This window comes from Sphingomonas sp. S-NIH.Pt15_0812, assembly GCF_003951315.1.
In the GTDB taxonomy this organism is placed as follows: Bacteria; Pseudomonadota; Alphaproteobacteria; order Sphingomonadales; family Sphingomonadaceae; genus Sphingomonas.
Genome location: NZ_QLJH01000004.1, coordinates 123,443 through 143,152 on the forward strand (window position 1 = coordinate 123,443; position 19,710 = coordinate 143,152).

The 19,710-nt window shown below is 71.0% G+C and carries 21 protein-coding genes; 4 read left to right on the forward strand and 17 right to left on the reverse strand.

Translation table 11 applies throughout. The features are described 5' to 3' along the window. Positions 1-24 precede the first annotated feature (24 nt). The gene (locus BRX43_RS04165; RefSeq protein WP_125993572.1) at positions 25-1,383 is read left to right on the forward strand and encodes a metallopeptidase TldD-related protein; all 1,359 of its coding nucleotides are present in this window, start codon (positions 25-27) and stop codon (positions 1,381-1,383) included. Further along, positions 1,376-2,158, forward strand: a complete 783-nt coding sequence (locus BRX43_RS04170) for a 3'(2'),5'-bisphosphate nucleotidase CysQ (RefSeq protein WP_125993573.1) — start codon at positions 1,376-1,378, stop codon at positions 2,156-2,158. Before BRX43_RS04165 ends, BRX43_RS04170 begins: the two co-directional genes overlap by 8 nt. Positions 2,159-2,229: 71 nt before the next feature. Here the strand turns inward: BRX43_RS04170 and BRX43_RS04175 are convergent, their stop codons facing one another. Then, a complete protein-coding gene (locus BRX43_RS04175) occupies positions 2,230-3,627 on the reverse strand; it encodes a short-chain fatty acyl-CoA regulator family protein (protein WP_125993574.1) in 1,398 nt (465 codons plus the stop codon). A 162-nt stretch (positions 3,628-3,789) separates the two neighbouring features. On the opposite strand from BRX43_RS04175, the gene BRX43_RS20180 reads away from it, so the two are divergent. Then, positions 3,790-3,945 (forward strand): hypothetical protein, encoded by a 156-nt coding sequence (locus tag BRX43_RS20180; protein WP_164523519.1) that lies wholly within the window; start codon positions 3,790-3,792, stop codon positions 3,943-3,945. A gap of 139 nt (positions 3,946-4,084) precedes the next feature. Beyond that, positions 4,085-5,680, forward strand: coding sequence for an isocitrate lyase (locus tag BRX43_RS04180; RefSeq protein WP_125993575.1), 1,596 nt, complete (start codon positions 4,085-4,087; stop codon positions 5,678-5,680). A gap of 123 nt (positions 5,681-5,803) precedes the next feature. Here the strand turns inward: BRX43_RS04180 and BRX43_RS04185 are convergent, their stop codons facing one another. The 16 genes from BRX43_RS04185 to fliF form a co-directional block, all read right to left on the reverse strand. Beyond that, positions 5,804-6,205 carry a flagellar protein FliS gene (locus BRX43_RS04185; protein WP_125993577.1) on the reverse strand — a complete coding sequence of 134 codons (402 nt, stop codon included), beginning with the start codon at positions 6,203-6,205 and terminating at the stop codon, positions 5,804-5,806. Further along, positions 6,205-7,644 carry a flagellar filament capping protein FliD gene (gene fliD / locus BRX43_RS04190; RefSeq protein ID WP_125993578.1) on the reverse strand — a complete coding sequence of 480 codons (1,440 nt, stop codon included), beginning with the start codon at positions 7,642-7,644 and terminating at the stop codon, positions 6,205-6,207. The genes BRX43_RS04185 and fliD overlap by 1 nt, the downstream gene beginning before the upstream one ends. A gap of 54 nt (positions 7,645-7,698) precedes the next feature. Continuing rightward, complete coding sequence (locus BRX43_RS04195) at positions 7,699-8,832, reverse strand: flagellar type III secretion system protein FlhB (RefSeq protein WP_125993580.1); 1,134 nt, start codon at positions 8,830-8,832, stop codon at positions 7,699-7,701. A gap of 3 nt (positions 8,833-8,835) precedes the next feature. Then, positions 8,836-9,609 carry a flagellar biosynthetic protein FliR gene (fliR, locus tag BRX43_RS04200; RefSeq protein WP_125993582.1) on the reverse strand — a complete coding sequence of 258 codons (774 nt, stop codon included), beginning with the start codon at positions 9,607-9,609 and terminating at the stop codon, positions 8,836-8,838. 7 nt (positions 9,610-9,616) lie between these two features. Further along, positions 9,617-9,886, reverse strand: coding sequence for a flagellar biosynthesis protein FliQ (gene fliQ / locus BRX43_RS04205; RefSeq protein WP_125993583.1), 270 nt, complete (start codon positions 9,884-9,886; stop codon positions 9,617-9,619). 73 nt (positions 9,887-9,959) lie between these two features. Beyond that, complete coding sequence (gene fliP, locus BRX43_RS04210) at positions 9,960-10,850, reverse strand: flagellar type III secretion system pore protein FliP (RefSeq protein WP_125993584.1); 891 nt, start codon at positions 10,848-10,850, stop codon at positions 9,960-9,962. Beyond that, a complete protein-coding gene (locus tag BRX43_RS04215) occupies positions 10,847-11,101 on the reverse strand; it encodes a flagellar biosynthetic protein FliO (RefSeq protein ID WP_125993585.1) in 255 nt (84 codons plus the stop codon). Before BRX43_RS04215 ends, fliP begins: the two co-directional genes overlap by 4 nt. Positions 11,102-11,105: 4 nt before the next feature. Continuing rightward, entirely contained in the window at positions 11,106-11,408 is a 303-nt protein-coding gene (gene fliN / locus BRX43_RS04220; protein WP_125993587.1) for a flagellar motor switch protein FliN, read from the reverse strand. Continuing rightward, complete coding sequence (locus BRX43_RS04225) at positions 11,405-12,283, reverse strand: FliM/FliN family flagellar motor switch protein (protein ID WP_346962846.1); 879 nt, start codon at positions 12,281-12,283, stop codon at positions 11,405-11,407. The genes fliN and BRX43_RS04225 overlap by 4 nt, the downstream gene beginning before the upstream one ends. Before the next feature lie 57 nt (positions 12,284-12,340). Continuing rightward, a complete protein-coding gene (locus BRX43_RS04230) occupies positions 12,341-12,994 on the reverse strand; it encodes a flagellar basal body-associated FliL family protein (protein ID WP_125993589.1) in 654 nt (217 codons plus the stop codon). 14 nt (positions 12,995-13,008) lie between these two features. Further along, positions 13,009-14,547 (reverse strand): flagellar hook-length control protein FliK, encoded by a 1,539-nt coding sequence (locus BRX43_RS04235; RefSeq protein ID WP_125993591.1) that lies wholly within the window; start codon positions 14,545-14,547, stop codon positions 13,009-13,011. Positions 14,548-14,571: 24 nt separating this feature from the next. Beyond that, positions 14,572-15,000: a hypothetical protein gene (locus BRX43_RS04240; protein WP_125993593.1), complete on the reverse strand. Its 429-nt coding sequence runs from the start codon at positions 14,998-15,000 to the stop codon at positions 14,572-14,574. Further along, a complete protein-coding gene (locus BRX43_RS04245; RefSeq protein WP_125993594.1) occupies positions 15,000-16,319 on the reverse strand; it encodes a FliI/YscN family ATPase in 1,320 nt (439 codons plus the stop codon). The genes BRX43_RS04240 and BRX43_RS04245 overlap by 1 nt, the downstream gene beginning before the upstream one ends. Beyond that, positions 16,313-17,038 carry a FliH/SctL family protein gene (locus BRX43_RS04250; protein WP_125993595.1) on the reverse strand — a complete coding sequence of 242 codons (726 nt, stop codon included), beginning with the start codon at positions 17,036-17,038 and terminating at the stop codon, positions 16,313-16,315. Before BRX43_RS04250 ends, BRX43_RS04245 begins: the two co-directional genes overlap by 7 nt. After that, positions 17,031-18,035, reverse strand: coding sequence for a flagellar motor switch protein FliG (gene fliG / locus BRX43_RS04255; protein WP_277600151.1), 1,005 nt, complete (start codon positions 18,033-18,035; stop codon positions 17,031-17,033). The genes BRX43_RS04250 and fliG overlap by 8 nt, the downstream gene beginning before the upstream one ends. Further along, positions 18,032-19,708: a flagellar basal-body MS-ring/collar protein FliF gene (gene fliF / locus BRX43_RS04260; protein WP_125993597.1), complete on the reverse strand. Its 1,677-nt coding sequence runs from the start codon at positions 19,706-19,708 to the stop codon at positions 18,032-18,034. The genes fliG and fliF overlap by 4 nt, the downstream gene beginning before the upstream one ends. Positions 19,709-19,710: the final 2 nt, after the last annotated feature.

Sequence of the window (19,710 nt, forward strand, 5' to 3'; positions counted from 1 at the left end):
AGACCCGCGCTTAAGTCCACGGGCATGTTGTCCCCCGACCAGGCGCGCGACCGCGCCCAAGACATCGTCGCCCGCGCCACCGCCGCCGGGGCCGATGCCGCCGATGCCGTGTTCGCCGCCGACAGCGCGCTGGAGATTTCGGTGCGGCTCGGCAAGCTGGAGGATGTCGGCCGGTCGGAAAGCGCCGAGCTGGGCCTGCGCGTCTTCGTCGGCCAGCGTTCGGCGAGCGTGTCCACCTCCGACCTGTCCGACGCGGCGCTGGACGCGCTGGTCGAACGCGCCGTCGCCATGGCGCGCGAGGCGCCGGAGGATCGCTGGGCCGGCCTCGCGCCCGCCGAGCGGCTGCTCCACGGCGCGCCGCCGCAGCTCGACCTGGACGATCAGGCGAACGGCCAGGGCGAACCCTCGCCCGAAGCCCTGCGCGACCTGGCGCTGGCGGCCGAGGATGCGGCACGGGCCGTGCCCGGCGTCACCAACAGCGAAGGCGGCGGGGCCAGCACCTCGCGCAGCCTGTGGGCGCTCGCCACCTCGACCGGATTCGCGGGCGCCTATGCCGCGACCGGATACGGCCTGTCCGCCAGCGTGCTGGCCGGCGAGGGCAGCGGGATGCAGCGCGACTATGCGCATCACGGCGCGCGCAAGCGCCAGCATCTCGACAGTCCCGACGCCATCGGCCGCGAGGCGGGGGAGCGGGCGGTGGCGCGGCTCAATCCCGGCCGCCCGACCAGCGGCGCGATGCCGGTGGTGTTCGACCCGCGCGTCGGCGCCTCGCTGATCGGCCATCTGGTCGGCGCGATCGGTGGCGCGGCGATCACCCGCCGGACCAGCTTCCTGCTCGACTCGCTGGGCGAGGCGGTGCTGCCCGCCGGCCTGTCGGTGCGCGACGACCCGCATCGCCCGCACGGCCTGCGCTCCCGCCCCTTCGACGGCGAGGGGCTGGCGGTGTCGCCGACCGCGATCGTCGAGGACGGGGTGCTGGAGACGTGGCTGCTCGACTCCGCCGCCGCGCGGCAATTGGGGCTGGAGCCGACCGGCCATGCCAGCCGCGGCATCGGCGGCGCGCCCGGCGTGTCGACCAGCAACCTCTATCTCGACGGGGGCAAGCTGCCGGTCGAGACGCTGATCGGCGACATCGCCGAGGGCGTCTATGTCACCGAATTGATCGGCATGGGCGTGAACGGCGTCACCGGCGACTATAGCCGGGGCGCGGCCGGCTTCCTGATCCGCAACGGCGAGATCGCCGCGCCGGTCGCCGAGTTCACCATCGCCGGCAACCTGAAGGACATGTTGCTGGCGATGACCGCCGCCAACGACCTGCGCTTCCGCTACGGCGTCAACGTCCCGACGCTGCGGATCGACGGGATGACGATCGCGAGTGCCTGACCGCTATCTCCTGGAGGCGGCGGTCGATATCGCGCGCGAGGCGGGTCAGATGGCGCTCGCCCGCTGGCGCACCGATTTCCGTCGCTGGGAGAAGGAGCCGGGCAGCCCGGTCTGCGAGGTCGACCTGGATGTCGACCGGATGCTGCATGCGCGCCTGTCGGCGCTGCTGCCCGACGCCGGCTGGCTGTCGGAGGAGACGGCCGACGCGCCCGACCGGCTGGCGCAGGCCCGCGTCTGGGTGGTCGATCCGATCGACGGCACGCGCGACTATATCCGGGGGCGCGACGGCTGGTGCGTGTCGATCGCTCTGGTCGAGAATGGCCGCCCGGTCTTCGCGGTGCTCGATGCGCCGGCCCGGCGGGAAAGCTGGGTGGCGAAGGCGGGGCGCGGCGCGTGGCGCAACGGCGTCGCGCTGGCGGTGGGCGACCGGGTGGAACTGGCGGGCACGCGGGTGCCGGCCGATGCCCTGCCCAAGGCGGATCGCGACTTCGTGCTGGTCGACAAGCCCAATTCGATCGCGCTGCGCATCGCCATGGTCGCGGCGGACGAGGCGGATCTGGTCGCGACGTTGCGCTGGGGCAATGAATGGGACATCGCCGCCGCCGTGCTGGTCGCCAGCGAGGCGGGCGCCGGCGTGTCCGACGCGCTGGGCCAGCCCCTGTCGTTCAACAAGCCCGATCCGCGCGCCTTCGGCGTATTGGTCGCCGCGCCCGGCATCCAGCAGGCGGCCATCGCCCGGCTGGATGAGCGCGCCCGCACGCTGTCGGCCGGATAAGGGCTGATCGATCCTGCTTTTCGCGCGACGACGCGGAGACGCAGGTCCTGCGCCGTGGCGCCCGGTCACCGTCACCCCTCCGCGAAGCGAAAGGGTGACAGGCCGCGTTCGCGATCCTGCACGATCCGCGCCCGGCCGGCGGGCGGGGCGGAGCGTTGCAGGCAATCGGCGCGCAGGCAGGCCCGGCACCCCAATCCGATCGGCGTCGCCGCGCCCGCCGGATCGAGCCCGCGCGCCGCGTGCAGGCTGGCCGCCTGCGCGGCGGCGACGCCCAGGCCGATCGCATATTCGACCGGTACCGCCTCCGGCCCGACCGTCGGCGCGCCCGGCGCGGGCGTGCTGCGCGTCAGCGTGATCCAGCGTGCGCCATCCTCCAGCTCGACCAGTTGCACCCCCGTCGTGCCCGGCCGGTCGAAGGCGTGGTGCAGCCGCCACAGGGGACAGCGCCCCGCCGCCTCGGCCAGCACCGCGCCGCTCGCCCCCCCCAGCCGCTCGGCCAGCTGTCCCGCCCGGTCGATGCGGATGAGGAAGAAGGGCAGGCCGCGCGCGCCGACGCGCTGCATGGTCGTCAGCCGCCGCGCCACCTGGTCGAAGCTCGCCCCGAACCGCCGCTCCAGGATCGGCAGCTCATAGCCGCTCGCCTCGCAGGCGCGCAGGAAGCGGGCATAGGGCATCATCACCGCGCCCGCGAAATAGCCGAGCAGGTGCTGGCGGAACAGCCGCTCCGCCGTCCGGTCGGCAAAGCCCGCGCCGCGCGCCAGCGCGTCGATCTCGGTGCGCGCCTCGACCTGCCCCAATTGGTGCGCCAGCGCGAAGATCCGCTCGGCCGGGGCCAACCGCTCGCTGAGCTGGAGCTGGCGGGCGTGCAGGTCGAGCCGGCGGAGCAGGTCGGGCAGCACCTCGACCGGCAGGATGCGGATCGACAGGCCGTGGCGGACGCGCAACCGTTCGACCAACGCGCCGTACAGGTCCGCGCCGCTCAGCCGCAATTCGTCGGCCAACGCCTCCGCCATGGCGTCGAGATCGGCGAAATGGTTGCGCCAGCGGTCGATTTCGCGCCGGGCGAGCAGCATCGGATCATCGTCCTCGCCCCCGCCCGATGCGCCGCCGCCACCGATCCGGTCGAAGGCGCGGGCGAAGGCCTCCGCCCCGCCCGGCGCGGCCGCCAGCCATTCCTCCACCTCATGCCGGTCGATCGCCAGGTCGGCGAACAGCGGATCGGCCAGCCGCCGCCGGAGCGCCTCTGCCCCGCCGCCCGGATCGCCCCCGCCCAGCCCGCGCGGGTCGAAGTCGAACCGCTCCGCCATCGCCACCAGCAAGGCGGCGGGCAATGCGCGCTGGTTGCGCTCGATCAGGTTCAGATAGCTGGGCGAGATCGCCAGCATCTCCGCCATCGCCGCCTGGGTCAGGCCGGTGCGGCGGCGCAGGCGGCGGACCGCATGTCCGGCGAAAAGCTTGTCGCGTGCCATCCCGCATCCTGTCGAGAAATTTACAAATCGACGGTTCATAGCGCGTCCCGGCCGACGCCGCGACACGATTCCGGATCGATACAGGCTGAGCAGCGGTGATTCGGTGGATTACACCACAATCTATCCGGCGGACTGATCCGCCAGAGCAAAGGAGGATTTCCGATGCCGAACGAACCGCAACGCAGCCGCGCCGTCTTCTCGACGGAGGATTTCAGCCTGATGAAGGAGGCGGTCGCCGATTATGTCCGCCGCATCGCCGACGATCCGCGCTCGGTGAAATTCTCCAATCTCTACCACCGGCTCGGCCGGCTCGGCTGATCGGCCTCTCCCGTGTTCCGGCGAAAGCCGGAACCCAGGGCCAAGCCAGAAAACGCCTGAAAGCGCGTGCAACCCTGGGCTCCTGCCTTCGCAGGAGCACGGCGGGCGCATGGCGCCCCCTCACGACAGGATCGCATCGATGACCTATCAGGAACAGACCAGCCAGATCCGCCGCCTGGTCGACGCGCACCAGGGCAGCTGGGACGGCATCGACCCGGACGCGGTCGCCCGGATGCGCGCGCAGAACCGGTTCCGCACCGGCCTCGACATCGCGCGCCACACCGCCGCCATCCTGCGCCGCGACATGGCCGCCTATGATGCCGATCCGGCGCGCTACACCCAGTCGCTGGGCTGCTGGCACGGCTTTATCGGCCAGCAGAAGATCATCAGCATCAAGAAGCATTTCGGCAGCACGCAGGGCCGCTACCTCTATCTGTCCGGCTGGATGATCGCGGCGCTGCGCAGCCGGTTCGGCCCGCTGCCCGACCAGTCGATGCACGAGAAGACCAGCGTGCCCGCGCTGATCGAGGAACTCTACACCTTCCTCCGCCAGGCCGATGCGCGCGAGCTGGGCATGATGTTCCGCGACCTCGACACGGCGCGTGCCGCCGGCAACGCGATCGAGGCGCAGCGGCTGCTCCACGCGATCGACCATCACGAGACGCATGTCGTGCCGATCATCGCCGATATCGATGCCGGCTTCGGCAATGCCGAGGCGACCTATCTGCTCGCCCGCAAGATGATCGAGGCCGGCGCCTGCGCGATCCAGATCGAGAACCAGGTCAGCGACGAGAAGCAATGCGGCCATCAGGACGGCAAGGTCACCGTCCCGCATGAGGACTTTCTGGCGAAGATCCGCGCCTGTCGCTACGCTTTCCTGGAGCTGGGCGTCGAGGATGGCGTCATCGTCGCGCGCACCGACTCGCTCGGCGCGGGACTGACCAAGCAGATCGCCTATTCGCGCGCCGCTGGCGACCTGGGCGACCAGTATAACGCCTTCCTCGACTGCGAACCGGTGACCGACCTCTCCGCCTTGCGCGGCGATGTGGTGATCGCGCGCGACGGGCAGTTGATGCGGCCGAAGCGCCTGCCCTCCAACCTGTTCCAGTTCCGCGCCGGCACCGGCGAGGATCGCTGCGTGCTCGACTGCATCACCGCGCTCCGGAACGGCGCGGACCTGTTGTGGATCGAGACGGAGAAGCCGCATATCGACCAGATCGCCGGCATGGTCGATCGCATCCGCGCGGTCGTGCCCGACGCCAAGCTGGTCTACAATAATTCCCCCAGCTTCAACTGGACGCTCAACTTCCGCCAGCAGGTCTATGACGCGTGGGCCGCGGCGGGGCGTGACGTCTCCGGCTACGACCGGGCGCGGCTGATGAGCGTCGACTATGACGACACCGCGCTGGCGCAGGAGGCGGACGAGCGGATCCGCACCTTCCAGCGCGACGCCTCGGCGCGGGCGGGCATCTTCCACCATCTGATCACGCTGCCGACCTATCACACCGCGGCCCTCTCGACCGACCATCTGGCGCGCGACTATTTCGGCGAGGCGGGGATGCTGGGTTACGTCCGCGGCGTCCAGCGGGTCGAGATCCGCGAGGGCATCGCCTGCGTCCGCCACCAGGCCATGTCCGGTTCCGACATCGGCGACGATCACAAGGAATATTTCGCGGGCGAGGCGGCGCTGAAGGCCGGCGGCGCGCACAATACGATGAACCAGTTCGCGGCCTGACCTTCCGCGAACCTACGTCCCCGTCTTGCACTCCTGCGAAGGCAGGAGCCCAGGGCCAAGCAGAGCAAGGATTGTTGGTTTGCGGAACCCTGGACTCCTGCTTTCGCAGGAGCACGGGAAGCTTCACGCCGCCGAGATGCTGGCCCAGGCGCCGGCGATCTCGGCCATGCTGTCGGCGGTGGCGCGGAACGGCGTGGGGTCGTCGCCCAGCGCGGCATGGACGATCTGCGCGCGCGTGCCGGCATAGAGCCGCGCCAGCGTCTTCGACACCTCGCCGCCCTGGTCGAAGTCCAGCCCCGTCTCCAGGGCGAACAGGATCGCGGTGGCGCGGGTCACCCGGTCGCTCTTCACACGATGCTGGCGATGCTCCGCCGCACAGGCCGCCGCGCGCAGCGCCGCAACCAGTTCGGCATAGAGGAGCTGCACCAGCTTGGGTCCGGTCGCCGCCTGGGCGGTGCGGCCGGCGGCATCGATCTCGCGATACGTCGCCCAGGGATCGCGGAGCAGGGTGGAGGCATAGGCCATCAGTCGTTGCCCTTGGTCCACTGCGCGATCTGCTGCGTCATGAACGCCTGCGTCGCCTTGTACGCCGCGACGCGCGCGTCCATCGCCGCGAACTGGCTGGTGAGGCGCGTCGACAGCATGGTGGCCGCGTCGCCCGCCTTGCTCTTGGCGTCGGCTAGGTCGCTCTGCTGCTTGGTATAGCGCGCGGTCGAGCCGTCGAGCCCGGCATTCTTGTCGGTCAGCTTGCCGACCACCGCCGACAGCGCCGCCGACAGGCCGCCGCCGCTCGCGCCCGTGCCATCGGCGAACAGCGCCTCGACCGCCGCCGGATCGGCCGCGATCGCCTTGTTGAAGGTGGCGGTGTTGAACGACAATGTGCCGTCGCGATTGGTCGACACGCCGATATCGGCCAGCGTCTGCGGCCCGCCGCTGCCGGCGGTCGCCAATCGGGTGGTGGTCAGCGCGCCCAGCGCGCGCATCATCGCGGTCGCGGCGCTGTCGGTCTTCAGCACGCCGTCGGTGACGTTGGTTTCCTCGGCGATCACCGCCTTTACCTGGTTGAAGGTGTCGACGAAGTCCTGCGCCGCCTGCATCAGGCTGTTGGACGGGCTGGCGGTGCCGATCGTCACCGTGCCGACCGATTGCAGATCGAGCCTCACCCCGTCGAACAGGTTGTTGATCGTGTTGCTGCTGCGCGTGAAGCGCGCGCCGTCGAGCATCACCACCGCGTCCTGCGCCTTGGTCCCGACGGTGGTGCCGGTCGCATCCGGTCCGACCGACAGGGTGGCGAGCGACAGTCCGCCCGCGCCCGTATCGCTGCCGGTGATCTCGAACGCCTGGGACGCGCCCGTCGCGCCCTTGATCGTCAGCCGCTGGCCATTGCCGTCGCTGATGACGCTGGCGGACAGGCCGGTCTTGTCCTTGATCTGCGCGGCGATGTCGCTGAGAGTCGCGCCGGCGGCGATGTCGACCGAAACGGTGCGGGTCGCCGACAGGCTGGTCTTGCCCTCCGCATCCGTCACATAGCTGCCGGTCACGACCGACAGCGTGCCGGCGCGGAACCCTTCGGTCGCGCCGACCGGCATGTTCGTGGTCGCGGCCTGTGCCGCGGCGAGCTGGGTGACGTCGATCTTGGCGCTGATCCCGGCGACCTTCGCCCCCGCCAGCCGGCTGACCACCGCGACGCCGCTATTGGAGCTGGTCGGCTGGGTGGCGAGCGAGCCGCCCTTGACCAGCGAGCGCAGCGCCGAATCGAAACCGGTGATGCCGCTCTTCAGCTTGGCGAGGCCGCTGATCTGTGCGGTCAGCGTGTCCTGGCGCGTGGTGAACTGGCTGGTCTTGGCGGCATATTGCGCATCGACCAGCGAGGCGACCAGCGCCTTCAGGTCGATGCCCGATCCCACGCCCAGCGCCTGGGTGATGGAGGAAGAGCCACTGGTCGCCGAGGTCGTACTGGTCATCACCCGTCCCTTGTCTGACAGGGTAAACGGCCGGCGGGCCGCATCCTTTAGGATTTACTGCTTGGCGCCATTCTCGTCGAAGCGCGCGGTGTCGGGCACCTCGACCGGCGGCAACGGCGCGGCGCTGCCCCCGACCTTCGCGTTCAGCCCGAACACGAAGGCAAGCACGGTCGCGATCGCCACATACAGGTCGTCGCGCACCTCCTGCCCCTCGCGACTGGTATAGTAGACCGCGCGGGCGAGCGCCGGATATTCCAGGATCGGCACCGCCATCTCGCCGGCGATCTCGCGGATGGCGAGCGCGGTCGCGCCGCGTCCCTTGGCGACCACCACCGGCACCTGGTCCCGGCCCCGGTCGTAGCGCAACGCCACCGCGAAATGGGTCGGGTTGGTCAGCACGACATGCGCCTCCTGCACCGCCTTGCGCGCGCCGCCCGTCAGGATCGCCCGCTGGCGCGCGCGGATATGGCCCTTGGCCTCGGGCGAGCCTTCGCTTTCCTTATGCTCGTCCTTGATCTCCTGCTTCGACATGCGCAGCTTGCGCATCCGTTGCAGCCACTGGACCGGCACGTCGATGCCGGCGATCGCGACCATGCCCAGCGCCATCGCGACCAGGATGCCGGTGAAGGTTCCGCCGACCTCGTTCAGCGCCTGGGGCAGGCTGGACGAGGACAGGCCGAGCGTGGCGCGCGACGCCTTCCACAGCATCCAGCCGCCGATGCTGCCGAGCAGCACGACCTTGAGCAGCGACTTGGCCAGCTCGATCCAGCCCTGCATCCCGAAGATTCGCTTCAGGCCCGAGGCGGGATTGATGCGGCTGGCCTTGGGCGCGAGCAGCCCGCCGTTGAAGCCGAAATGGCCGAGCATGGCGCCCGACACCAGGGCCGCCGCCAGGCTGATCGCCAGCAGCGAGCCGACCGGCGCCGCCAGCCGCCATCCCGCCTCCGCCAGGGGTCGCCAGGGCGCGAAATCCTCGACATCGCCACGCCCGAACTGGAAGCTGGCGGCCATCACCGCCTTGCACGCCGCAAGCAGGGCAGGCCCCATGAACAGGACCCAGCCGACGCCCGCCAGCGTCACCACCGCCGCTGCCAGATCGCGCGAGCGCCAGACATTGCCGTCCTCGACCGCCTTGTCCTGGCGCTTCTGGGTCGGGGCCTCGGTCTTTTCGCCGAATTCGTCCGCCATGGTTCAGCCCAGCACCAGGGTCTGCACCGCGCCCAGGGCCTCCTGCACGATCACCTGCATGTAATCGCCCATCGCCGGGAAGGCGATCGCCAGCGCCACCACGCCGACCGCGAGGCTGGCGGGCAGGCCGACCGAGAAGAGGTTGAGTGCTGGTGCGGCGCGGCTCATCATGCCGACGACCAGGTTGAGGCAGAGCAGCAGGAAGCCGACCGGCAGCGCCAGGAGCAGCCCCGCCAGAAAGGCATAGCCGCCGAAGAAGGCGATCGCCTTGAAACGGTCCGCACCCAGCCACGCCTGGCCCGGCGGCAGCGCGGCATAGCTTTTGACCACCATGTCGACCAGCACCAGATGCCCGTCCATCGACAGGAACAGGAGCGTCAGCATGATGCTGAAGAACTGGCCCAGCGCCGGGCTGGACCGCCCGTTCTGCGGGTCGATCGACGAGGCGAAGCCGATCCCCATCGCGCCGCCGATCAGTTCGGAAGCGATGAGCGGCGCGGCGAAGGCGATCTGGAGGATGAAGCCCATCGCGAAGCCGACCAGCGCCTCGGCGGCGATCGACAGGAAGGTGGCGACCGCGAACACGCTGGGCGGCGGCGCGATGCTGTGCGTCGCCAGCACCAGCACCCCGACCGCGCCCGACAGGGAAACGCGGACCAGCAGCGGCAGGCTGACCGAGCCGAACACCGGCGCGGCCACGAACGCCGCGCCGATCCTGACCATCACGAACAGGAGCGCCCAGAGCTGCGGCTCGATCGAGAGGCCGAAGCCCAGCATCGCGACGCTACTTCACCAGGTCCGGGATGCGTTCGAACATCTGCACGGTGAAGTCGGACAGCAGGCCCAGGATCAGCCCGCCGAAGATCAGGATCGACAATGCCACCACGACCAGCTTCGGTACGAAGGTGAGCGTCTGCTCGTTGATCGAGGTCGCCGCCTGCACCATGCCCAGGATCAGCCCGGCGAGCAGCGCCGGCACCAGGATCGGCGCGGCCGCCAGCGCCAGCACCCACATGGTCTGGTTGGCGATGGTCAGGAAATAATCGGCGTCCATGTCCTTGGATTCCGTTTCGAGAGGGTGGCCGTGTCGCGCCGATGCTCCGCTTCAGGCCGGAGCAGGGCGGCCCTCACGTCGCGAAGGAGTTGGCGAGGCTGCCCATGGTCAGCGCCCAGCCATCGACCAGCACGAACAGCAGCAGCTTGAACGGCAGCGAGATGATCGTCGGCGACAGCATCGCCATGCCGAGGCTCATCAGCACCGTCGCCACCACCAGGTCGATGACGATGAAGGGCAGGAAGATCAGGAAGCCGATCTGGAACGCCGTCTTCAACTCCGAGGTGACGAAGGCGGGCAGCAGCACCGCGAACGGAATGTCGTTGGGCGAGGCATAGGGGCCGGACTTGGCCATCTGCGCGAACATCGTCACGTCCTTGACCCGCGTCTGCTTGGTCATGAACTGGTGGAGCGGCGTGGCCGCCGTCTGGATCATCTGCGTCCCGGCCAGTTGCCCGGCGGCATAGGGCTGGATCGCCTGGGTGTTGATCTGGCTGATCGTCGGGGCCATCACGAACAGGCTGAGGAACAGCGACAGGCCGATCAGCACCTGGTTGGGCGGCGTCTGTTGCAGGCCCAGCGCCTGGCGCAGCACCGCCAGCACGATGATGATCCGCGTGAAGCTGGTCATCATCAGCAGGATGCCCGGCAGGATCGTCAGCAGCCCCATGATGATGAGGACCTGCAACGACAGGCTGAGCGGCGCGGACTGGCCCTGTTGCTGGCCGCCCAGCTGCCCCAGCGCGCGGTCGACCGCGTCGCCGACGCCCGGCACCGGCGCGCCCGGCGCACCGACCGGGGGGGCGGCCTGGGCGAAGGCCGGCATCGCGACCGCCAGTGCCACGACCAGCGCCAGCGCGATCCAGAGCAGCGTCATGCCCCGCGACCGGCGATCGGCGCGCGGCGTGCGGCCGGCGCGGAGCAGCGCGGGACCGACGCCGCCGCGGGTAACGGACATGCTCATGAGTCCACCTTGTCGACCAGCGACACGCCGCCACGCCCGACCGAGACGAGCAGCCGCCGATCCTCGAACTCCACCACCGCCAGGCGCAGTCCCGGCGAGATCATCATGGTTTCCTTCACCGCGATCAGCCGCGTTGCCGGCCGGCCGGGCATCCGGCTTTCCAGCCGCCGCCAAAGATAGAGGCAACCGATCATCAGGCCGCAGACCAGCGGCAGGAGGATGACGAGCTTCAGGATGTAGGACCAGAGCATCGGATCAGCCCCGCAACCCGCCGGCCTTGTCGGGCGAGACCAGCTCGGTCATCCGCACGCCGAACCGGTCGCCGACCGTCACCACCTCGCCCCGGCCGATCAGCGTGCCGTTGACGAACACGTCGAGCAGTTCGTTGGCCTGGCGATCCAGCTCGATCACGCTGCCCTCGCCCAGCGCCAGCAATTCGCGCAACGACAAATGGGTCGAGCCGATCTCGACGGTCAGCTTGACGTCGACATCCTGGAGCAGCCGGAAATTGGCGGCGACCGCGGCGTCGACCGGGAATTGGCCGGTCATCTGGTTCATGGATTCAATCCTTCGGGAAGTGCCAGCGCGGTGAGCCGGATGGCGGCATGGCCGTTCGAGACGCCGACGGTGCCGTGGCCCAGCCGGTCGTTGCCGACCATCACGGGCACGTCGGGGGCGATGCTGATCGGGATGACGTCGCCGGGCTTCAGGTCCAAGAGCAGCTGGAGCGAGACGACCGGTTCGGCCAGCACCGAGCGGACCGGGAAGCGCACCGTCATGGCGGCGCGGGTCAGTTGCGTGCGCCACACCGGATCGGGCTCGGCCTTGTCCAGCACCTTGCCGGTCAGGGTCGGCGCATGGGGCTTGAGCGGCGCGACCGGGTAGAGCAGGTCGAGCGTCAGCGGCGACGGCCCCTCCGCATCGATCACGAAGCGGGTCAGGATCACCGCATCCTCGCCGTCGAGATCGGCCCCGGTCTCCGGCGCGCCGGCGGCGAAGGCCATGCGGGTCAACGGCTCCCAGGCCTGGGCCAGCGGCGTCGCCAGCATCTCGGCGATGCGGCGGCCCATGGCGAGCGCGGCGGGCGAGAATTCGGTCGGCAGCGTCGCGGGCGCGGCACCGGTGCCGCCGAAGAACTGGTCGAGCAGCTGGAGCAGCGCGCCGCCGTCCAGCACCGCGAAGGCGCGCACCGACCCCGCATCCGCCGCGAAGGGCAGCCAGACCGCGAGCGCGTCGCCGCGCTCCGCCCGGTAATCGGCGAAGCGCTGCACCACCAGCGGCTCGGCCGCGCAGCGCAGTTCGCGGCGCAACAGCCGCTCCCAGACCGGGCGTAGCCCGCGCGCCAGCCGCGCCGACAGATGCTGGAGCGTGTGCAGGTCGCCAAAGGGATTGAGCGGGGCCGCCCCCAGCGTCGCCGCTTCCGCATCCGGCACGGACGTGCGGCGGCGCGAGCGTTGATCGCTGGTTGGTGAAGCGGCGTTAACCATGTCTCACTGAACCACGAAACTGGTAAAATAAACGTTACTGACGCCGCCAAACCCCTCTTTTTGCTGTAAGGTTGCGTTAATCGCCTTGACCAGCCGATCCTGGAGCTGGCGCTTGCCGGCGGTGGTGAACACCTGGTCCTCGGTGGTGTCCCCCAGCGCCATCAGGATCGCCGAGCGGACCGCGATATCGTTGGTCTTGAGGTTCTGGACGACCTTGTCGTCATAGGGCGTCGACACCGCCACGCCGAGCTGGATGAAGTGCACCGAGTCCTGGAGGTTGGAGGTGAAATCCTTGTCCATGGCGTAATAGGTGGAGGCATAGCGGTCGCCGCCATGGCCCTCGGGCGTGGGCATCCCCTCAGCCCCGGTCTTGGCCTCGGCCTCCCCCTCGCCGCCGCCGCCATGACCGCCGCCCTCGCCGCCTTCACCACCCTCACCGGGACGCTTCTGCTCGCTCTTGGGGACGAGATGCGGTTCGTCCTTGGCGGGCTTTTCGGCCGCCTCATGCTTGCCGCCGACCAGCCCGGACTGGGCGGCATAGACGCCCGCGCCGACCCCGCCGCCGACCAGCACCAGCAGCGCCGCCGCGCCGATGATCAGCTTCTTCTTGCCGCCCTTCTTCGCCGGGGCGGGGGCTTCGGTCTTGGTATCGCTCATATCGGGTCCTTCGGTCAGGCGAGACGCGCATCGTCATCGCCGTCGCGCGCCGATGCGGTTCGATGGGGGGAGGCCGGGCGCGGAGACGGCGCGGCCTGATGCTGGGATTGGGACTGAGGCTGGGGCTGGCGCTGTCCGCTGCCGGCCTCCGCCTGATTCTGGCCGACCGAGGTCTGGCCCAGTTTCAGCCCGCGCTGCTCGGCCGCTTCGGCGAGGCGGGGTTGCGCCTCCTGCAACAGGCTGCGCGTCTGCGCCTCGGCGGCGGTGAAATGGACATGGAGCGTCTCGCCCTCCTGACGGACGCCGATGTCGATCGCGCCCAGCGCGTCGGGCACCAGTCGGATGCGCGTGTCGGCGGCATCGGCGGCATCGCGCAGCCGCTCGATATGCGCGACCATCGCCTGCGGCCAGCGCTCCTGCGTCAAGTCGAGCGGCGACCGCTCGCCGCCGCTCGGCGGCGCGACGGCGGCGACCGACGGGGTCGCCGCGGCCGGGGCGATCGCGGCGAGCGGATCGGTCGGGGCGGCCGGGTCGCGGTCCTTGCCGGTCGGCAGGGTCGCCGCCGTCACGGCGGCGGCGAACATCGGCGCGGCGGCCGGATCGGGTGCGGCCGGCGGAACCGACTGCGCCTGCGGCAATGGCGCGGTGTGCTGATCGATGCGGTTCGGCATCACCGGCCGGCCGGCGTCGATCCCTCCCTCGGCTGTCAGGGGCGCGGCCGGCGCGGCATCGGTCGCGACCGGCAGCGGGGTCGCCGCCGCGAGCGGCACCGGACCCGCCAGTGCGACGACGGGGGCGGCCTGCGCCTGCCAGTTCGCCGGCAGCGCGACCGGGGCCAGCGGCAGCACCGGCGCGGCGGGCAGCGGCACCGGCTCGATCCGCACGCCGGCCCGCATCGCATCCGCCACCATCGTCCGGGCCGCCATCACGATGGCGGCCGAGGGGGCGGCCGGCGCGGCGACGGCGGGCATGGCGGGAGCCGGCACGGCAAGCGACGCGATGGGCACGGCCGTTTCGATATCGGGTGCCTGCGCCTTGGGCGACACCGGGGTCGGTGCGACCGACATGGCGGGCGCGGTCGGCACGGCCGGGGCCTCACCCCGGACCGATACGACATCGGGAAGAGGCGTGGGCGAAACGGCATCGGTCGCCACGACCGGTGCCTGCGGCCCGACAGTGGAGATGGCCGGCAGCGTCCAGCGCTCCGCCTTCGGCCCGGATCGATCGGTCGCCGACACGGGGGTCGCGACCGGCCCGAAGGCGGCGCTCGGCAGCGACGCCTTCTCCTCCGGCGCGACCGGCAGGGGGACGCCCGGCAACAAGGCGGCGAGGAAGCGGAGGTCGTCGGTCGCCCCCTCCGGCAAATCGCTGCCGGGGGCGGCATCCTCCTGCCGTTCGCCGGGCATGGCGTTCGCTCCGGCCACGCCCGCCGGCGCGACCCCCGCCTCAGCGCCCGGCAACAGGAAGGCGAGCAGGCCCGCGCCCGCCGCGACGGGGGCCGGGCGGCCGGCGGGATTTGGGACGTTAGTGGCAGGAGCGGCGATCTGGATCATGGAATTTCCCTGTTCGCCGCTCGATCAGCAAGGATCGTGCCGTTTCGCGAGCAGGCCGGCACGGAACACCGGCGCATCCTCCAGCGCGCGCATCGCCTGGCGATCCGCCTCGATCCGGGCGCGGTCGATCAGCTTCTCGACGGCGCTCTGGTCGCGCTTGGCGTCCTGGCTGGCGGCGGTGGCGGCGGCGGCGCGGGCCTCGGCCTGCGTCACACGCTGCGCGGCGGCGGCGGCCGACTGGTGCAGCCGCTCGCGATAATGGGCGACGGCGGCGAAATGGGCGGAGTCGTGCAGCGCCTCGGTCGGCGCGACCGCGTCGACCAAGCCGGCGATCCGGCGGGTCAGCGCCTGCTGGTCCTCCAGCGCCGCCCGCTGCCGTGCTTCCTCGGCGCGGGCGAGCGTCAGCTGCATCGTCCGCACCCGGTGGATCCGCGCCAGCGTGTCGCGGTTCATCAGCCGTCGCCGAACACGCCGGTCAGCTCGGCGATGGCGGTATCCAGCGGCACGATCTCGTCATGATCCTGGCGGACATAGTCGGTGATCGCGGGATGATAGGCGATGGCCGCGTCGATCGCCGGATCGGCCCCGGCGCGATACGCCCCCATCAGGACCAGGTCGCGATTGGCCTCATAGGTCGCCAGGTGGCGGCGCAGCACGCGCGCGGCCTGGAGGTGCGGGCGGCCGGTGATATCGGTCATCACGCGGCTGACCGACGGCCCCAGGTCGATCGCCGGATAGACGCCGCGTTCGGCCAGGGCGCGCGACAGCACGATATGCCCATCCAGGATCGAGCGCGCCGAATCGACCACCGGGTCGTTGCCGTCGTCGCCATCCGCCAGCACCGTGTAGATGGCGGTGATCGAACCCGGCCCGTGCGCATCCTGCCCGGCCCGCTCGATCAGATTCGGCAGGATCGCGATGGCCGAGGGCGGATAGCCGCGCGCCGAGGCCGGCTCGCCGAGCGCCAGCCCGATCTCGCGACCGGCATGGGCGACGCGGGTCAGCGAATCCATGATCAGCAGCACCGTCTTGCCTTGGGCGCGGAACGCCTCGGCGATGGCGTGGGTGCGCAGCGCGCCGCGGATGCGCAGCACGGGGGAATGGTTGGCGGGCACCGCGACCACCACCGATCGCCCCCGCGCCGCCCCCGCCACCTTGGTGTCGAGAAAGTCGGCGACCTCGCGGCTGCGCTCGCCGATCAGGCCGACGACGACGACATCGGCGCGCGCGGCACGGACCATCATGCCGAGCAGCACCGACTTGCCGACGCCCGAGCCGGCCATGATGCCGATCCGCTGGCCCTGCCCGATCGTCAGCAGCCCGTTGATCGCGCGCACGCCGACATCCAGCGGCTCCAGCACGCGCCCCCGATCCAGCGGCCCCTGCAACTTGCCGGCCAGCGGCCAGCGCTGCGCACCCCGGATCGGCCCCAGCCCGTCGATCGGCCGGCCCGCGCCGTCGACCACCCGGCCGAGCAGCGCGTCGCCCACCTCCGCCTCGCCCGGCGCACCGATCGGGCGGACGGGCGCGCGCGGCAGGAGCGGCGCGGGGCCGCCCAGGTTCATCAGGATGGTACGGTCGCCGCGAAAGCCGATCACCTCCGCCTCGACCACCCCGCCCACTTCGCAGACGGTGCCGACCGGCACGGTGAGCCCCGTGGCCTCCATCAGCAGCCCGTCGCAGGACAGCAGCCGCCCGGCGACCTTGGGCACGGGACGGAAATCGGCCTGGGCCAGGGTCTCCAGATAATCCGCGACGAAGCGGTTCAGCATGACGCGGCCTCGCGCACCGGCAGCGGCGCCCGGTCGATCGCGGCGGACAATTGCTCCAGCCACAGGGCCGGGCCATCCTCCACCACCGTCGAGGCGCTCTCCAGCACGAAGCTGCCGCGCGCCAGTTGCGCGTCGCCGACCGCGAAGATCGTCGCGGGCAGACGCCCGTCCAGCAGCGCGACATCGGCCGGATGGACGCGCAGCATCGCCGATTCCTGCGCATCGGCCAGCATCTCCGCCGCGACGCCGACGCGGGTGGCCAGCCGCTCCGCATCGATGCCCGCCTCGCCGACCAGCCGCGTGACCAGCGCCAGCACCGTCTGGCGGAGCTGCGCGGCGATCGCGTCGCGGTCGATCCGGGCGCCCAGCGCCCCGGCGACGCCGTCGATCAACGCCCGGTCGCGCGCCTGCTCGGCCTGCGCCGCCGCATGGGCGGTCGCCAGTCCCTCGGCGACGCCGGCGGCATGGGCGGCCTCCAACGGATCGATCTGGACCACCGGCTCGGCGCAGGGATCGAGCATGTCCCAGCCGGCGGTCGGATTGACGCTCGGATCGGCGGGGCGGAAATGCTTCGGCCCGGTCGATTCCGCCGCATCGGTGCGCCGGTTCGCGCAGGGATCGACCGCGGCGAAGCCCATGGGCGGCGCGAAGGCGGCCTGGAGCGTCTCCGCCGCGACCGCGTGGCGGACCGCGAAGCCCGCGACGAACCCGTCAGACATAATCGTCGTCGCCCCCGCCCATCTGGATCGTGCCGTCCTTGGCCAGCGTCCGCGCGACGGCGATCATCGCCTTCTGCGCTTCCAGCACCTCGGCCAGCTTCATCGGCCCGCGCGCCTCCATCTCGTCGCGGATGCCGTCGGCGGCGCGCGCCGACATGCAGCCCAGGAAGCGGGTGCGGATATCCTCGTCCACGCCCTTCAGCGCCTTGACCAGGATTTCGCCATCGACGTTGCGGATCAGCGTGCCCAGATTCTTGTCGTCCATCTCCAGCAGATTGTCGAAGACGAACAGCGCCTCCTCGATCTGGCGGGCGACATCCTTGTCGATCTTGAACAGCTTGGGCATCAGCTTCTGCTCGGTGCCGCGCCGCGCGCCGGACAGGATCTTCGCCGCCTCGCGCGTGCCGCCCAGCGTCACCGTCTGCGGCGGGCCGCCGGTGCGCGCCGCCAGCATCGCCTTCAGCGTCTCGACCGCCTCGGGCGTGATCGGCCCCAGCTTGGCGATGCGGTGGAGGATGTCGGGCTGCGCCGCCTCGGGCAGCCGCTCCAGCACCTGCCCGCCGACCGCCGGGTCCAGATTGGCGATCAGCACCGCCGCGATCTGCGGATGCTCCTTCTCCACCATCGCCGCGATCTCGCTGGCGTCGAGCCAGTCGAGCAGCTCCAGCTCGCACACCGCCTCGGGCGGGGTGATGCGCTTCAGCACGCTTTCGGCCTTTTCGGGGCCGAGCGCGCGGGTCATCACCGCCTCGATCTGCGGCCGGGGGTCGAAGCTGATGCCGGTGCGCTCGCGCGCCTTGCCGACGAAATCGTCCAGCACCTCGGCCACTTCCGCCTCGGACACGTCGGCGACGTTGAACATCGCCGCGCCCAGCTGGCGCACCTCCTCCGGCTCCAGCTTCTGGAGGATGGCGGCGGCCTCCTCCTCGCCGACGATCATCATCAGCACCGCCGCGCGCTCGATGCCGGTATAGCTGCGGGTGGCGAGGCTGCTCACTGGCCGTCCGTCCGGATCATGTCGCGCACCGCCAGCGCCGCGCGCGCCGGATTGTCGCGGGTGAAGCCGCGCACCGCGCTGATCCGCTCGTCATAGCCGCGTGCCGTCTCCAGCTGGTCGAGGCTGACCGGCGGGCTGACCGCGATACCGTCCGCGCCGACGCCCGCCCCGCCCGTGCCGAGCGCCGGGGCGCTGCCGGGGACGGGTGCCTCGGCCTCCTCCTTCTTCTTCATCAGCGCCTTGGCCAGCGGCCGGACGCCGAGCAGCAGCACGAGCAGCGCGATGATGATCGCGGTGCCGTTGCGCGCCAGCACCGGCAGCCAGGCATTGTCGTACCATTTGCTGGTGTCGACGGCGTCGCTGGCGCCAGCGAACTTGCGGCTGATGACGGTCACCTGATCCTGGCGATTGGCGTCGAAGCCGACCGCGCTCTTCACCAGGTCGGTGATTTGGTTGATCTCCATCGCCGTGCGCTTGCCGGTCGCCGGATCGCGCAGCAACACCGCGACCGACAGCCGCTTGATCGAGCCCGGCGCGCCGCGGGTGACCGAGACCTCGCGGCCCAGGTCATAGGCGCGCTGGTAGCTGTCCGATTGCTTCGCCGGATCGGGCGGCGCGGCGCCCGCCTGGGGCTGGGGCGAGCCGGACGCGCCGACCGCCGGGGTCGGCACCTGCAGGGTGGAGGCGGGCGGCGGCGTGTTGGACAGCGCGCCGGGGATGCCGCCGGGGGCTGCGCCACCGCCCTGGTTGCCGGTCCACTGCCCCGTCTCCGCGCGCAGCGCGCCCTGTTTCTCGTAGCTCTCGCGCGTCGCCTGGGTCTCGTCCAGATTGACGTCGGCCTGTACCTCGGCGGAGAAATTGCCCGCGCCGAGCAGCGGGGTCAGCAACTGGGTGAGCTGCTGGCGCACCTTGTCCTCGACCCGGTTCTGCACGTCCAGCCGCTCGTCGCCCGCCTTGCCCAGCCCGTCGCGGCCGCCCGGCCGGGTCAGCAGCGCGCCCGCCTGGTCGACGATCGTCACCGCATCGGGCTTCATCCCCGGCACCGACGAGGCGACCAGGTTGACGATCGAGCTGACCTGCGCGTCGCTCAGCGAACGGCCGGCATTGAGCTTCACCACCACCGAGGCGGAGGGTTCGGCATGGTCGCGCACGAACACCGTCGCCTCCGGCATGGCCAGGTGCACGCGCGCCTCGGCGACCGAGTCGATCTCCTGGATCGAACGCGCCAGTTCGCTCTCGCGCGCCTGGCGCAGCCGCTCGCCCTCCACCGCGCGGCTGACGCCCATCGGCAACTGGTCGAGGATCGCATAGCCGCCGGGCGCCGCCTTGGGCAGGTTCTGGCTGGCGAGCAGCATCCGCGCGCGGCTGTACTGGTCCTCGTCCACCGTCACCGCGCCGGTCGCGTCGTCGACATGCGCGCCGATATCCGCCTGTTGCAGCGAGGCCATGACCGCCGCCTTGTCGGCATCGGCCAGATTGGCGAACAGCGTCTTCTGCGGCGGCGTCGACAGCGACGCATAGGCCAGGCCGGCGGCGCCGATCAGGCCGACCAGCATCGCCATCGGCGCGGACCGGCGCACCGCCGGCTGGGCCATGACGCCCCGGATCTGGCGCAGCGGGTTGGCGAAACGCTCCGGCACGGCGGGCGCGGTGGTGGTGAGGGCATTGCTCATCG